Here is a 13917-nt window from a genome sequence, read left to right as displayed (position 1 = left end):
ACGCTTCGAAGGCGCCCGTCTTGAAACTGCAACGGAACTCTGCCTATCTAAGTGGTGTCACCTGATTTGCCTGGTGATTTGGTTGTTCTTGTTGGGAAAGGAAACACACTGAGAACAGCACTGCGGAAGAAGGCTGACATCATGCCTTCGCCGGCAGGGATCAGCGGAAACGACGCCGCGTCCCTCGCCATCGACACAGTCCTTGCCAGTCTGGAAGACTCCAAGGCCGAAAACATCGTCTCAATCGACATCCAGGGAAAATCGAGCCTCGGCGACTATATGGTCATCGCCTCGGGCCGATCGCACCGTCATGTCTCGGCTGTCGCCGATCATCTCCTCAAGGCGCTGAAGGATGCCGGCCTCGGCAATGCGCGCGTCGAGGGGCTGGCCAGCGCCGACTGGGTCCTGATCGATTCGGGCGACATCATCGTCCATGTCTTCCGCCCCGAAGTCCGCGAATTCTACAATCTCGAAAAGATGTGGCAGGCGCCGGATCTCGAGGAAGAGACCTTGCACTGAGCCTTGATCCGCGTGCCGTGACCGTCACGGTGCGCGTTAGGACAAGCTCGCCGGGGCGAGGATGAAGATCACCGTTCATGCCGTGGGCCGGATGAAGACCGGCCCCGAGAGAGAACTCGCCGACCGCTATTTCGAGCGCTTCGCCAAGAGCGGGCCCGCGGTCGGGCTGGAGTTTGCCGGCATTGTCGAAATCCCCGAGAGCCGCGGACAGAGCGCCGACGAGCGCCGCCGCGAGGAAGCCCAGAGGCTGCAGGCGCAATTGCAGTCGGGCGCTGTTCTCATCCTGCTCGACGAACGCGGCAAGTCGCTTTCCTCGGAAGACCTGGCCGCCCGCATCGCACAGTTGCGGGACGGCGGCCGCAAGGCGCTGGTCGTCGCGATCGGCGGTGCCGACGGCCATGACAGATCCTTGCGCGAGCAAGCCGATCTTACGCTATCCTTCGGCGCGCTGACTTGGCCGCACCAGCTGGTGCGCGTCATGCTGGGCGAGCAGCTTTACCGGATCGCGACGATCCTGGCGGGTCACCCGTATCATCGATCGTGAATGGCTCGACGGCCAAGAAGCTGGGGATTGCCGGCCCACGCCAGGATTTCTGCCTCAATCGCGCGGCAACGGGGTATTCTGTTTTACGCAATCCCGGACGGAAAACCGTTACGCACTTTTCCTGGAATTGCTCTGAGCGGCGCTTTCAACATGGTTGATGGTTCGTTAACGAAGCGGCGGATAGGTTAGGGGCCTGATGTCTGAAGGCTGGTACCCGATTACGCGCGCCTGGCGCGGCCGCTGCGGCTTGACCCTTGTCGCCGCCCTGGTCGCGCTCGGTCCGGTCCAGGCGGCCGAAAATTCGCTCGACCTTGCGCCCGACCCGGATCAGAGCCGGGCCGAATACGAGCAGGTTTCCAAGGAGATCACGCTCTCGTCGGAGCGGCTGGGCAAGCTCGCCGCCGACATCGCTTCGGTGCGCAAGGACTATGCTTCGATCACCGCGGCGCTCATCCAGTCGGCGATGACGGAGCAGAAGCTCGGTCAGGACATCGAGGACATCGGCGCCAAGCTCGAAGGGCTGAAGGCCGAGCAAAATAAGCTGCGTGCCTCGCTCATGGCGCGGCGCGACGTGCTGGCCGAAGTGCTCGGCGCATTGCAGCGCATGGGGCTCAATCCGCCGCCGGCGATCCTGGTCAAGCCCGAGGATGCGCTGTCGTCGGTGCGCAGCGCCATCCTGCTCGGCGCCGTGGTGCCGGAACTGCGCCAGCAGACCGATCGGCTGATGGCCGACCTCAAGGAGCAGACGCGTGTAACGGCATCGATCGAGGCCGAGCGGGCCAGGCTCACCACCGCCGTCACCGACCAGACCGCCGAGAAGAAGCGGCTCACCATGCTGCTCGAAGCCAAGAAAAAACTGCAGGCCGATACCCAGGCCGCGATGGCGGCAGAGCAGCAGCACTCGCAGCAGCTGGCGGCGAAGGCGAGCAGCCTCAAGGACCTGATCGCCTCGCTGGAGGCCGACAAGGCGCGCAAGGCGCAGGACCAGGCCAAGGCGGGCGAGCGCAAATCGGCGGACAACGACACCACGGCCTCGACCACCGAGCTCGCTGCGCTGCCGGTGCCGGAAGCGAACCGTCTCACTGGATCGGCGCCGTTCTCGGCATTGCAAGGCCAGATCGCGCTGCCGGTCATCGGCAAGATCAAGCTGCGTTTCGGCGCCGACGACGGCAATGGCGCGGCGATGCAAGGCGACATGGTTGCGACACAATCGGGAGCCATCGTCACCGCGCCGGCGGATGGAAACGTGCTTTATGCGGGGCCGTTTCGCTCCTATGGTCAACTCTTGATCCTCAACGCAGGCGACGGGTATCATGTCGTTCTGGCGGGGATGAGCAGAATCAGCGTCGCGACCGGACAGTCGGTGCTCGCAGGAGAGCCGATCGGCGCGATGGGAGAGGCCCGGGTGGCAAGCACCTCGGCCTCGCGGAATGGAAATGCAACACCGGAACTCTATGTAGAGTTCCGCAAGGATGGAAAACCCGTCGATCCGGCCCCATGGTGGGCGGACCGATTCTCTGGAAGGACGTGAAATGATGCGGAAACTGTCGCTTCTGTTTGCCGGCGCGCTGATGGGCGCATCGGCAATGAGCCTGGTCTACGGCGCACCGGGTTCGGCGGCGAATGCTGCGGGTTCGGAAACCTACAAGCAGCTGGCGATCTTCGGCGACATCTTCGAACGCGTGCGCGCCAATTATGTGACGCCGCCGGACGACAAGTCGCTGGTCGAGAACGCCATCAACGGCATGCTGTCCTCGCTCGACCCGCACTCCTCCTACATGAATGCCGAGCAGGCGCAGGACATGCGCGTGCAGACAAAGGGCGAGTTCGGCGGCCTCGGCATCGAGGTCACCATGGAGAACGACCTCGTCAAGGTGATCACGCCGATCGACGACACGCCGGCCGCCAAGGCGGGCGTGCTTTCCGGCGATTACATCGCCAAGATCGACGGCGAGGAGGTTCGCGGCCTCACCCTCAACGACGCGGTCGAGAAGATGCGCGGGCCGGTGAACACGCCGATCAAGCTCACCATCCTGCGCCAGGGCGCCGACAAGCCGATCGAGTTGACGGTGGTGCGCGACATCATCAAGGTCAAGGCGGTGAAGTACCGGGTCGAGAACGACATCGGCTACATGAAGATCACCTCCTTCACCGAGAAGACCTATGACGATCTCGAGAACGCCATCGAGAACATCAAGAAACAGGTGCCGAACGACAAGCTGAAGGGCTATGTGCTCGACCTGCGCCTCAATCCGGGCGGCCTGCTCGACCAGGCGGTCAGCGTGTCGGACGCCTTCCTCAAGCGCGGCGAGATCGTCTCGACGCGCGGCCGCGATCCGAAGGACGTCACCCGCTTCGACGCCAAGCCGAAGCAGGTCGACGACATCAACGGCAAGCCGATGATCGTGCTGGTCAATGGCGGCTCGGCGAGCGCCTCGGAAATCGTCGCCGGCGCGCTGCAGGACCTGCGCCGCGTCACGGTGGTCGGCACGCAGTCCTTCGGCAAGGGCTCGGTGCAGACCATCATCCCGCTCGGCGAGAACGGCGCGCTCAGGCTGACGACGGCGCTCTATTACACGCCGTCGGGCAAGTCGATCCAGGGCAAGGGCATCACGCCCGACATCAAGGTCGACCAGCCGTTGCCCCCGGATCTGCAGGGCCGCGACCTGACCCGCGGCGAATCCGACCTCAAGGGCCACATCAAGGGCGCCGACGAGAGCTCCACCGGCTCGGGCTCGGCCGCCTATGTGCCGCCGGATCCGAAGAACGACCTGCAGCTGATCTATGCCGAGCAGCTTCTGCGCGGCGAAAAGACCGATCCGTCGTTCCCGCCGAACCCGGACAAGGCCGTGCTGAACCAGTAATGCGGTCCGGCTCTGGCCGGCTGCGAGAAGCAATGCAATGCTGCCGGGGCCGCGAGGTTCCGGCAGTTTGATTCGAGGACCGCGGTCGGGGCGCCACGCGTCTGGGTACCGCTCCGGCGATTGCGAAGTTCACGCGAGATGTCACGAAAAACGTGACCCCTGGCGTGCTTCCGGGGAAACACGACTTGGCTGAGATCGGCAAGGACATCGAACGCCCGCTCGGACAGACCATCCGGCCTCAGCGCAAGGCCTCGCGCGGCATCGGCTCCGGCTCCCTCATCGCGGTGCTGGCCGTGCTTGGCGTGATCGGTGTTTCCGGCGCTATCGCGCTGCGTGAAAGGCCTTTCCGCAAGCCGGAAGAAGTCGCCGTTTCGACGCCGAAGGTCACCGCCGAGGCTGCTCCTGCGGCGACAGCGGCGCCCGCGCCGGCTCCGATGGCGGCGGCGCCACAGGCCAGCACGCCGATGAAGAGCGGCGGCCCGCAGATCATCCACGTCCAGACCGAAGAAGGCGACGGCCCGCCGAAGGCCGCTATCGTGATTCGCGATCCGTCGACGCTCGGCCAGAACCTCAAGGTCGCCCATATCCCGGACAGGGCGCTGATCGAGGCCGGCGACACCGGACCGCTGCCGATCCGCAGCGCCGACGGCCGGCGGCCCTTCGACGTCTATGCCCGGCCCTGGTCGGGCGCGCGCGGGGCACGGGTGGCGATCGTCATTGGCGGGCTCGCCGTGTCGCAGACCGGCACGCAGGCAGCGATCGCCAAGCTGCCGGCCGAAGTGACGTTGGCCTTCGCGCCGCAAGGCAACAGCATCGGCCGCTGGATGCAGGCGGCAAGGCAAAGCGGGCATGAGATCATCATGCAGGTGCCGCTCGAGCCGTTCGATTATCCGAACGTCAATCCCGGCCGCAACACGCTGACTGTCGCGGCCAGCCCGGACGAGAACCTGAAGAGCCTGCACTGGGCGCTGTCGCGCACGACCAACTATACCGGGGTCATGAACTATATGGGCGCGCGCTTCTCGGCCGACGCCGCGGCGATGGAACCGCTGATGGCCGAGCTCGGCAAGCGGGGGCTTGCCTATATCGATGACGGCTCGTCCTCGCGCAGTGTGGCGCCCGACCTGGCGTTCAAAGACGGCGTGCCGTTCGTCGCCGGTGACATGGCGATCGATGCCGTCCAGGATCGCGGCGAAATCCTCAAGAAGTTGGACAGCCTCGAAGCCACGGCGCGGGCCAAGGGCAGCGCCGTCGGCATCGGTTCGGCCTTCGATATCACCGTTGACACGGTGACGTCGTGGATTGCCGAAGCGAAGAAGCGCGGCATCGAGATCGTGCCGATCTCGGCGGTGGCGATCGATCCGCAAAAAGGCTAGCTGGGTGAATGGTTAGTGGTGAATAGTGAATAGTGAGTAGTAAGTAGTAAGTAGTAAGTAGTAGAAGATTTTCAGTGCCGCGCCACGGTTTTTGATGCCGTCACCATTCACCATTCACTACTCACTACTCACTACTCACTACTCACTACTCACACGGAACGCTGCCCCCCATGGCCAAGACGATCGATCCCGAAACGCTGCCTTACCGTCCGTGCGTCGGGCTGATGATCCTCAACAAAGCAGGTCTGGTCTGGGTTGGGCACCGCATCGCCGAACCGGACAGCGAGTTTGCCGGCACGACGCAGCTTTGGCAGATGCCGCAAGGCGGCATCGACAAGGGCGAAGAGCCGATCGAGGCCGCCGGGCGCGAGCTCTACGAGGAGACCGGCATGCGCAGCGTGTCGCTGCTTGCCGAGGCGCCGCGCTGGATCAATTACGACCTGCCGGAGCATCTGGTCGGCGTCGCCTTCAAGGGCCGCTATCGCGGCCAGACGCAGAAATGGTTCGCCTACCGCTTCGAGGGCGACGAAGGCGAGATCGAGATCAATCCGCCTCCTGGTGGCCATAAGGCCGAGTTCGATGAATGGGCCTGGCGGCCGATGCGGGAGCTGCCCGACCTGATCGTGCCGTTCAAGCGCAAGGTCTACGAGCAGGTGGTGGCGGCGTTCCAGCATCTCGTCCCTTGAGCGGCCTCCATCTGTCCCGGTTGTCGCGGGCGCCCCGTGGCCGTATTGATTGCCGATGCAATGAGCGGGGGTCGCCATGAGCGACGACACCGGACGCGGGTTTCCGGCACATAATGCAAGCAGTGGCTCGACCGTGAGCGAGGCCGCCGCCGGCGCGATCCTGACGATCGACCTCGGGGCCATCCGGGAAAACTACCGCCGGCTGAAGGCGCGGCTGGACGGCGTCCGCTGCGCCGGGGTGCTCAAGGCTGACGGCTACGGACTTGGCGCCGCGCAAGTGGCATCGGCGCTGGCGAAAGAGGGCTGCGACATCTTCTTCGTCGCGCTGCTCGGCGAAGGTATCGCGCTGCGCAAGGCGATCGGCCCGGGGCCGGACATCTTCGTGCTGAACGGGCTGCCTCCGGATTCTGAACCGGAAGCCGCGGCGGCCGGGCTTTGGCCGGTCATCAACAGCGCCATGCAGCTTAAGGCCTGGCGCGAGACCGCGCGAGGCATGGGCCAGAGCCTTGCCGCCGCCATCCAGGTCGACAGCGGCATGGCAAGGCTCGGCATGGCGCCGGCGGAAGTCGAGGCGGTCGCGGGGGAGATCGGCGCCTTCGATGGCGTCGACATTCGTTTTGTCATGAGCCATCTCGCCCGCGCCGACGAGCCGCAACAGGCGGCGAACGAGAGGCAGCGGCACGAATTCGAAAGGCTGCGCAGGATGCTGCCCGCGGCGCCCGCCTCCTTGGCCAACTCGTCCGGCATCTTTCTCGGGCCGGCCTATCACTACGACCTTGCCCGCCCGGGAGCCGCGCTTTACGGCGTCAACCCGACACCACACACACCCAATCCGATGCTGCCGGTCATACGGCTGCAAGCCAAGGTGGCGCAGACGCGGCAGGTCGACGCCGGCGCCGGCATCGGCTATGGCCATACCCACCAGGCGGATGGACCGCTCGATCTCGCGACCATTTCGCTGGGCTATGGCGACGGCTGGCACCGTCGCGCCGCTTCGGCCGCCTGGTTCGAGGGCGTGCGACTGCCCTTCGTCGGGCGCGTGTCGATGGACTCGATCATCCTCGACATTTCGGCGCTTTCGGCAGGTAGGCTCGGCGAAGGCGACCTCGTCGAGCTCATCGGTCCGTCGCAAAGCGTCGACGACGCGGCCGGCCATGCCGGTACCATCGGCTATGAGATATTGACTAGTCTGGGCGCGCGCTTTCACCGCCGTTACATCGGCGGATAACGCAGCCCTTGGCGGGTGCCGCAAAATCCGGCAGACAGGGAATGGCCATGCCTCGGGCGGCATGATCGGCCTTTGAGGGAGCCTTGAATGAAAGTCATCGTGCTGGGCGGCGGCGTGATAGGGGTCACCACCGCCTACTTCCTCGCCGAGGCCGGTCATGAAGTGACCGTCTACGATCGCCAACCGGGGCCGGCGCTCGAAACCAGCTTCGCCAATGCCGGCGAAGTATCGCCGGGCTATGCCTCGCCTTGGGCCGGGCCCGGTATCCCGGTCAAAGCCGTCAAATGGCTGTTGATGAAGTACGGCCCTCTGGTCGTGCGGCCCGCCTTCGACCCGAACATGTGGACCTGGCTCCTCAAGATGCTGCGCAACTGCACGGCCGAGCGCTACGCGCTCAACAAGTCGCGCATGGTGCCGCTTGCCGAATACAGCCGCGACACGCTGAAGGCGCTGCGCGAGGCGACCGGCATCACCTACGACGAACGGACCAAAGGCACGCTGCAGCTGTTCCGCAAGCAAAAGCAACTCGACGGCACCGGCGGCGACGTCGAGGTGCTGAAGAAATACGGTGTGCCTTACGAGATCCTCGACCGCGACGGCTGTATCGCCGCCGAGCCGGCCCTTGCGGCGGTGCGCGAGAAATTCGTCGGCGGCCTCAGGCTTCCGGGCGACGAGACCGGCGACTGCAAGATGTTCACCGACAAGCTCGCGGAACTTTGCGTGGCGCGCGGCGTGACCTTCGAATATGGCTCGACCATCCGGCGCATCGTCAGGAACCGCAATCGCCTCACCAACGTCCTCACGGAGGGCGGATGGAAATCCGCGGACGCCTTCGTGATGGCGATGGGCAGCTATTCGGCGCAGTTCATGCGCTCGCTGGGGCGGCCCATACCGGTCTATCCGGTCAAGGGCTATTCGATCACCGTGCCGATCGACAATGTCGAGGCCGCGCCTGTGTCGACCGTCATGGACGAGACCTACAAGGTGGCGATCACCAGGCTCGGCGACCGCATCCGGGTCGGCGGCACGGCGGAGATTTCGGGCTATGACCTTCGCCTGCAGGAATCGCGCCGCCGCACGCTCGAACACTCGGTCGGCGATCTCTTCCCCGGCGGCGGCGATCTCAAGGCGGCGAGCTTCTGGTGCGGCTTGCGGCCGATGACGCCGGATGGACCGCCCTTGATTGGGCAAAGCGAGGTTGCCAACCTCTATCTCAACACCGGCCATGGCACGCTCGGCTGGACCATGGCCTGCGGCTCGGCCAAGGTGCTCGCCGACATCATGTCCAACCGGGTGCCGGAGATCAACGCGCGCGACCTCAGCCCGGAGCGGTATCTCAAACCTATCTGAGGGGCTTTGCATCTGCTTCGGCGGGCTTGCCTCGGAACGCTTCCCCGACCCAGCTGTCGCCGAACAGCTGCTGGTAGAGCTTGGCGCTGGCAAGGCGGCGGCGACCAACTGCCTGTGATAGGATCGGCCGCAGCGAGGGGACTTTGGATGCGTCTTTTTCTTTTTGCGGCGGCCGCCTATCTGACCTGCGCCCCGGCGGCGCTGGCAGCGGACAAAACCGTTCACGACAAGGAGCACGGCTTTTCGCTGACCTATCCCGAGCAATGGGCGAGCGAAACCGCCTTTGACAACACCATTCGGCTCAAGATCAAATCCGGCGAAGGAGGGCTCACCTGCCGCGTGTCGGAAAATGCCTATGATCCGACCGCTCCCGACAATCCGCCCGATGTCAGGGCGTTCATGGAGGAAGACTGGAAGGTGAGCAACTGGCAGACCATGGTCGGCGTCGCCTATCAGTCGGCCGCCTTCCGCCAGGACAGGTTGGCGCATTTTCCGGACGGCTATCCGGTGCGCATGGCCGAGATGGATTTCCACTATGCCGACGAAAATGTCAGCTTCTACGGCCATTCCCGCATCGCGCTGACGCTGCGCAGCTCGCATTACGGCTTCGTCGATTGCGGGGTCGCGGGCGACAACTCCGAAGAGGTGGAGCGGAAATGGGCGCCGCTTGCAGACGAGGCCAATAAGATCGTGAGCTCGTTCGTGCTCGACGCGGATTAGACAAAAAGGCCGCGCTCGCGTTCCACGGCCTTGGTGATGAAGTTGGCGACCAGCTGCACGCGGCGCAGCGGCCTGACCGATTCATGATAGACCAGCCAATAGGCGCGGCGGATGGGCGCGACGATGTCGACCGGCACCAGCTCCGGCATCGAACGGGCGACGAACGTGTGCAGGATGCCGATGCCCGCGCCGGAGCGCACCGCTTCGGCCTGGCCGAGCGCCGAGGAGATGGCAAAGCTGGTGCGCCATTCGGGGCTGAACTCGGCGGCATAGTCCAGCGAGGGGCTGACGATGAGGTCCGGCACATAGCCGATCAGCGTGTGCCGGCCGAGTTCGGCCGGCGCTTTCGGCAGGCCGTTGGCTTCGGCATAGGCGCGGGAGGCGAAGAGGCCGAGCGTATAGTCGACCAGCTTGCCCGCCACCAGCCGCCCTTCGCTCGGCCGCTCGACGGTGATCGCAATATCGGCCTCGCGCCTGGACAGCGAGAAGGAGCGCGGCACCGGCACCAGCTGGATGGTGAGCTCGCGGTGCAGCGCAGTCAGCTCGCCCAGCCGCTTTGCCAGGAAGGCGACGCCAAATCCGTCCGGCGCGCCGATGCGCACCGTGCCCGAAACGTCGTCGCCCTCGCCGGCAATGGTCGAGCGCGCGGCGATCATGTCGCTCTCCATGCGCTCGGCTATGTCGAGGAAGCGCTCGCCGGCCGGCGTCAGCTCGCTGCCGGTGGTCAGGCGGCGGAAGAGCTTTGTGCGGAGCGCCTCCTCGAGCGCGGCGATGCGGCGCGAGACGGTGGCGTGGTTGAGCTCCAGGCGCTTGGCCGCACCGAGAATCTGGCCGGCGCGGGCGACTGCAAGGAAGATGCGGACGTCATCCCAGTTCATGGGAGTGGTCCACTCCGTGATTGTCAACGCTGTGTTCCTTCGCGCCCCCCGCTGGCCTGCCGGCCATCTCCCCCTCTAGGGGGGAGATCAGATGTTGCGGCGGATTTCGCCAACCGCCGAAAGCGCTGTCGGTGAAGCTGCCAATCTCCCCCCAAGAGGGGGAGATGTCCGGCAGGACAGAGGGGGGCGCGACAAAACTCAATCTATGAAATCCTTCACGGCAGGCAATCCGTCATTTGCGGCAATTAATGCACACCTCGGGATCGTTGTCTATTTTCCGCACAACGGTTGCGTTTTGGCTCGCGTTGCCATCGCCGCCGCAAAGGCAGACAATGGGTCATCATCAGAACAGGGAGAGAAAAGCATGATCGAATACGGTCATTTCATCGGCGGCAAGCGTGTCGCCGGCACCAGCGGGCGCAAGCAGGATGTGATGCAGCCGATGGACGGCTCCGTGCGCGGCACGGTGGCGCTGGCCTCGCAGGCGGAACTGCGCGCCGCGGTCGAGAACGCCAAGGCGGCGCAGCCGAAATGGGCGGCCACCAACCCGCAGCGTCGCGTGCGCGTGCTGATGAAATTCCTCGAGCTGGTCGCCCGTGACTACGACGAGCTGGCCGACATCCTGGCGCGCGAGCACGGCAAGACCATTGCCGATGCGCGCGGGGACATCCAGCGCGGCCTCGAAGTGGTCGAGGTCTGCATCGGCGCGCCGCACATGATGAAGGGCGAGTTCACCGACGGCGCCGGCCCCGGCATCGACGTCTATTCGATGCGCCAGCCGCTCGGCGTCGTCGCCGGCATCACCCCGTTCAACTTCCCCGCAATGATCCCGTTGTGGAAGATCGCCCCGGCCATCGCCTGCGGCAACGCCTTCATCCTGAAGCCGTCCGAGCGCGATCCGGGCGTGCCGTTGCGCATTGCCGAGCTCTTCATCGAGGCCGGCCTGCCCGAGGGGATCCTCAACGTCGTCAACGGCGACAAGGAAGTGGTCGACGCCATCCTCGACGATCCGGACATCAAGGCCATCGGCTTCGTCGGCTCGACGCCGATCGCGCATTACATCTATTCGCGCGGCACCGCCTCGGGCAAGCGCGTGCAGTGCTTCGGCGGCGCCAAGAACCACATGATCATCATGCCCGATGCCGACATGGACCAGACTGTCGATGCGCTGATCGGCGCCGGCTACGGCTCGGCCGGCGAACGCTGCATGGCGATCTCGGTGGCTGTCCCGGTCGGCAACGACACCGCCAACCGTCTGATGGAAAAGCTGGTGCCTCGCGTCGAGAGCCTCAAGGTCGGCCCCTCGACCGACTCTTCCGCCGATTTCGGTCCGCTGGTGACCGCGCAGGCGCTGGAGCGCGTCAAGGGTTACGTCGATATCGGCGTCAAGGAAGGCGCCAAGCTCGTCGTCGACGGCCGCGGCTTTAAGATGCAGGGCTATGAGAACGGCTACTATATGGGCGGCTGCCTGTTCGACAACGTGACCGCCGACATGCGCATCTACAAGGAAGAGATCTTCGGGCCGGTGCTCTCGGTGGTGCGCGCGCCGCGCTACGAGGATGCCATCAAGCTCGCCAATGACCACGAGATGGGCAACGGCGTCGCCATCTTCACCCGCGACGGCGATGCCGCGCGTGATTTCGCCAGCCGCGTTCAGGTCGGCATGGTCGGCGTCAACGTGCCGATCCCGGTTCCGATCGCCTATTACACGTTCGGCGGCTGGAAGGCGTCGTCCTTCGGCGACCTCAACCAGCACGGTCCGGACGCGTTCCGCTTCTACACCAAAACCAAGACGGTCACCTCGCGTTGGCCGTCGGGCATTAAGGACGGCGCCGAGTTTGTCATCCCGACGATGAACTAGCCCGAACGGTCGTCCAAACCAACATTGAGAAGGCGCGGCGCGAGCCGCGCTTTCTTTTTATGGACGAAGGCGAAGCACAACTTCAGGCGCATGAATTCCGGCGCATCGCGTCATGCGTGCGTCCGCATATTCTAATAATTCCATCGCCGTGTGATGGAACCAACAGACCACCATCTGCCTTAGGCTTTATTCCTGCCATGCGTGCAGGCAACCAAGCAGCGCCGGTTCAAGCCGGGGTTCTCGTCTGGCGCGAGGAGGTGTCAGATGACACGATTTGTTGTGGCGGCAATATTGGCGGCGACGGCGATGACCGTTGGAGCCGTGCCGGCGAGCGCGGCGGCGCAATGCGCGGCGCGCGCCGACATCATCAAGGCGCTTGGCGACAAGTTCCACGAAACCGAGGCTGGGCGCGGCCTGATCAATCCGAACGTCGTGCTCGAGATATTCGTCTCCGACCAGGGAAGCTGGACGGTGCTCGCCTCCGATACCAAAGGCCAGAGCTGCGTGCTTTCCGTCGGCGAGGGCTGGGACAGCCCGACGATCACGGCGGCGATGCCGGGCGCCTGAAACCGGCGGGGAGCCGGGGTGCGCGCCACAACGGCTCCCACGGTCCGGCGTCAAGTGGCGCCAAGCAAGGCGCTCTCCGCAGCGCCGCTTGTTTACGGAGCGGAGCTTCACCATATCGAATCCCAGGGAGTCCTGATCTCCCGACGACAGACCGGAAGCCAGAAGGAGTGACGCGATGAAGACGTCCAATCCGGCCTGGAGCCTTCCGGCACACTGAGGCGGCCGAATGTGCCTCCCTTTGCCGGAATGCGACGGCAAAGGAGGTGCCCCATGGCACGCGAATTTTCGTTTCGATGGGTCAAGCTTGCGGCCGTTGGCGCCATGATGGCGCTGTCGGCAGTTCCGGCGCAGGCGCAAGTCATCTGCGGCGGCCATGACTATCTGGTCGCGAGGTTGGCGGAGGCATTCGAGGAGAAGCGGCTGGGCTATGGCGTGGCCGGACAAGTCGCCATCTTCGAGGTATTCGTCTCGGCAGGCGGAACCTGGACCATCCTGATGACCGACGTCAAAGGCCAGAGCTGCATCCTGGCCGCCGGCGAGGGGTGGGAAGACACGCTGGCCACCGCGGTCGGGCAGCCGGGTGGCTGAAGTGCCTCGAGCAGGCGCTGGTCCTGCTCAGCGCGTGGCGGCCACCTCGGCATGACCGCGCAGCAGCGCTATCAGCTTCTTGGCGTCCTTGGCGGCGGCTTCCTCGTCGCCGTCGAGGATGGAACGGATCAGCGCCACGTGGTGCTCGGCCGATTCGGCGAGACCGGTGTCGGCCTTGTAGCGATACCAGAAGCGGCGGCTGTGGGTCTGCAAGGGGGCCGCCACACGCGCCGCGAACGGGTTGTCGGCGGCGATGGCCAGCGCTTCGTCGAGCGCCTTGTCGGCCTGGATGAAGGCAAGCACATTGCTCGAGATCACCGCCTTCTGCATGGCCAGGGCCGCTTCATGGAACAGGTCGGCGGCCTCGCGGGTGACGAAGCGGGCGGCCGAGCGGGCGAGCACCACCTCGATGCCGCGCCGCGCATCCAGCACCCGCAGCCAGTCGCCGGCGTGAAGCGGTGCGACCGCGATGCCGGCCCGAGGTCTGATGTCGAGAAGCCCTTCCCAGGCGAGCCGCTGGATAGCCTCGCGCACGGGGGTGCGTCCGAGGCCCAGCCGCTCGATCAGCGCGCCTTCGGTGACGAAGCCCGACGGCGCCAGCTCGAGCGTGACGATCATATGCTCAAGCGCGCGATAGGCCTTGGTCGCCGCCGGCTCGGCGGTCGCGTTCGCCTCGATGGATATCAGCGGGGAGATCAATGGCACGCTCCTGATATATTTTTCATATATCATAATT

Annotated in this window: 14 protein-coding genes; 12 read left to right on the top strand and 2 right to left on the bottom strand. The window is 65.0% G+C overall.

Annotated elements, in window-relative coordinates:
• The first annotated feature begins 141 nt into the window (after positions 1 to 141).
• From rsfS to LB520_RS08260, 9 genes are all read left to right on the top strand, one after another.
• Complete coding sequence (gene rsfS, locus LB520_RS08300) at positions 142 to 519, top strand: ribosome silencing factor (protein WP_095767215.1); 378 nt, start codon at positions 142 to 144, stop codon at positions 517 to 519.
• 61 nt (positions 520 to 580) lie between these two features.
• Entirely contained in the window at positions 581 to 1063 is a 483-nt protein-coding gene (gene rlmH, locus LB520_RS08295; protein ID WP_224602145.1) for a 23S rRNA (pseudouridine(1915)-N(3))-methyltransferase RlmH, read from the top strand.
• Positions 1064 to 1259: 196 nt separating this feature from the next.
• Entirely contained in the window at positions 1260 to 2594 is a 1335-nt protein-coding gene (locus LB520_RS08290; protein WP_224637120.1) for a murein hydrolase activator EnvC family protein, read from the top strand.
• A 1-nt stretch (position 2595) separates the two neighbouring features.
• Positions 2596 to 3927 carry a S41 family peptidase gene (locus tag LB520_RS08285; protein WP_176477009.1) on the top strand — a complete coding sequence of 444 codons (1332 nt, stop codon included), beginning with the start codon at positions 2596 to 2598 and terminating at the stop codon, positions 3925 to 3927.
• 185 nt (positions 3928 to 4112) lie between these two features.
• Positions 4113 to 5303, top strand: a complete 1191-nt coding sequence (locus LB520_RS08280) for a divergent polysaccharide deacetylase family protein (RefSeq protein ID WP_224637118.1) — start codon at positions 4113 to 4115, stop codon at positions 5301 to 5303.
• 170 nt (positions 5304 to 5473) lie between these two features.
• Complete coding sequence (locus LB520_RS08275; protein ID WP_140723373.1) at positions 5474 to 5989, top strand: RNA pyrophosphohydrolase; 516 nt, start codon at positions 5474 to 5476, stop codon at positions 5987 to 5989.
• 76 nt (positions 5990 to 6065) lie between these two features.
• A complete protein-coding gene (gene alr / locus LB520_RS08270) occupies positions 6066 to 7217 on the top strand; it encodes an alanine racemase (protein WP_224602153.1) in 1152 nt (383 codons plus the stop codon).
• Positions 7218 to 7304: 87 nt separating this feature from the next.
• Entirely contained in the window at positions 7305 to 8567 is a 1263-nt protein-coding gene (locus LB520_RS08265) for a D-amino acid dehydrogenase (protein WP_095767221.1), read from the top strand.
• Positions 8568 to 8714: 147 nt separating this feature from the next.
• Positions 8715 to 9287, top strand: a complete 573-nt coding sequence (locus tag LB520_RS08260; RefSeq protein WP_224637117.1) for a hypothetical protein — start codon at positions 8715 to 8717, stop codon at positions 9285 to 9287.
• On the opposite strand, the gene LB520_RS08255 is transcribed toward LB520_RS08260, so the two are convergent.
• Entirely contained in the window at positions 9284 to 10165 is an 882-nt protein-coding gene (locus tag LB520_RS08255) for a LysR family transcriptional regulator (protein WP_095767223.1), read from the bottom strand. The genes LB520_RS08260 and LB520_RS08255 overlap by 4 nt on opposite strands.
• 364 nt (positions 10166 to 10529) lie before the next feature.
• Between LB520_RS08255 and LB520_RS08250 the strand changes: the two genes are divergently transcribed.
• The 3 genes from LB520_RS08250 (at position 10530) to LB520_RS08240 (ending at position 13181) form a co-directional block, all read left to right on the top strand.
• Positions 10530 to 12026, top strand: coding sequence for a CoA-acylating methylmalonate-semialdehyde dehydrogenase (locus tag LB520_RS08250; RefSeq protein WP_224528169.1), 1497 nt, complete (start codon positions 10530 to 10532; stop codon positions 12024 to 12026).
• Positions 12027 to 12290: 264 nt separating this feature from the next.
• Positions 12291 to 12593 carry a hypothetical protein gene (locus tag LB520_RS08245; RefSeq protein WP_095767226.1) on the top strand — a complete coding sequence of 101 codons (303 nt, stop codon included), beginning with the start codon at positions 12291 to 12293 and terminating at the stop codon, positions 12591 to 12593.
• Positions 12594 to 12863: 270 nt separating this feature from the next.
• Positions 12864 to 13181, top strand: a complete 318-nt coding sequence (locus LB520_RS08240) for a hypothetical protein (RefSeq protein WP_224637116.1) — start codon at positions 12864 to 12866, stop codon at positions 13179 to 13181.
• Between the two features lie 27 nt (positions 13182 to 13208).
• Here LB520_RS08240 and LB520_RS08235 read toward each other — a convergent pair whose 3' ends face one another.
• Positions 13209 to 13913: a GntR family transcriptional regulator gene (locus LB520_RS08235; RefSeq protein ID WP_224637115.1), complete on the bottom strand. Its 705-nt coding sequence runs from the start codon at positions 13911 to 13913 to the stop codon at positions 13209 to 13211.
• Positions 13914 to 13917 lie beyond the last annotated feature (4 nt).

The sequence above is a fragment of the Mesorhizobium sp. CA12 genome, assembly GCF_020165255.1.
Lineage (GTDB): Bacteria > Pseudomonadota > Alphaproteobacteria > Rhizobiales > Rhizobiaceae > Mesorhizobium.
This window is presented reverse-complemented; position numbering and strand designations above follow the sequence as displayed.

Excerpts from the sequence above, each read along its gene's own strand:
- LB520_RS08245 (WP_095767226.1), top strand. The coding sequence starts at position 12,291 with ATGACACGATTTGTTGTGGCGGCAATATTGGCGGCGACGGCGATGACC.
- LB520_RS08275 (WP_140723373.1), top strand. The coding sequence starts at position 5,474 with ATGGCCAAGACGATCGATCCCGAAACGCTGCCTTACCGTCCGTGCGTC.
- LB520_RS08290 (WP_224637120.1), top strand. The coding sequence starts at position 1,260 with ATGTCTGAAGGCTGGTACCCGATTACGCGCGCCTGGCGCGGCCGCTGC.
- LB520_RS08255 (WP_095767223.1), bottom strand. The coding sequence starts at position 10,165 with ATGAACTGGGATGACGTCCGCATCTTCCTTGCAGTCGCCCGCGCCGGC.
- alr (WP_224602153.1), top strand. The coding sequence starts at position 6,066 with ATGAGCGACGACACCGGACGCGGGTTTCCGGCACATAATGCAAGCAGT.
- LB520_RS08265 (WP_095767221.1), top strand. The coding sequence starts at position 7,305 with ATGAAAGTCATCGTGCTGGGCGGCGGCGTGATAGGGGTCACCACCGCC.
- rsfS (WP_095767215.1), top strand. The coding sequence starts at position 142 with ATGCCTTCGCCGGCAGGGATCAGCGGAAACGACGCCGCGTCCCTCGCC.
- LB520_RS08260 (WP_224637117.1), top strand. The coding sequence starts at position 8,715 with ATGCGTCTTTTTCTTTTTGCGGCGGCCGCCTATCTGACCTGCGCCCCG.
- LB520_RS08250 (WP_224528169.1), top strand. The coding sequence starts at position 10,530 with ATGATCGAATACGGTCATTTCATCGGCGGCAAGCGTGTCGCCGGCACC.
- rlmH (WP_224602145.1), top strand. The coding sequence starts at position 581 with ATGAAGATCACCGTTCATGCCGTGGGCCGGATGAAGACCGGCCCCGAG.
- LB520_RS08235 (WP_224637115.1), bottom strand. The coding sequence starts at position 13,913 with ATGATATATGAAAAATATATCAGGAGCGTGCCATTGATCTCCCCGCTG.
- LB520_RS08240 (WP_224637116.1), top strand. The coding sequence starts at position 12,864 with ATGGCACGCGAATTTTCGTTTCGATGGGTCAAGCTTGCGGCCGTTGGC.
- LB520_RS08285 (WP_176477009.1), top strand. The coding sequence starts at position 2,596 with ATGATGCGGAAACTGTCGCTTCTGTTTGCCGGCGCGCTGATGGGCGCA.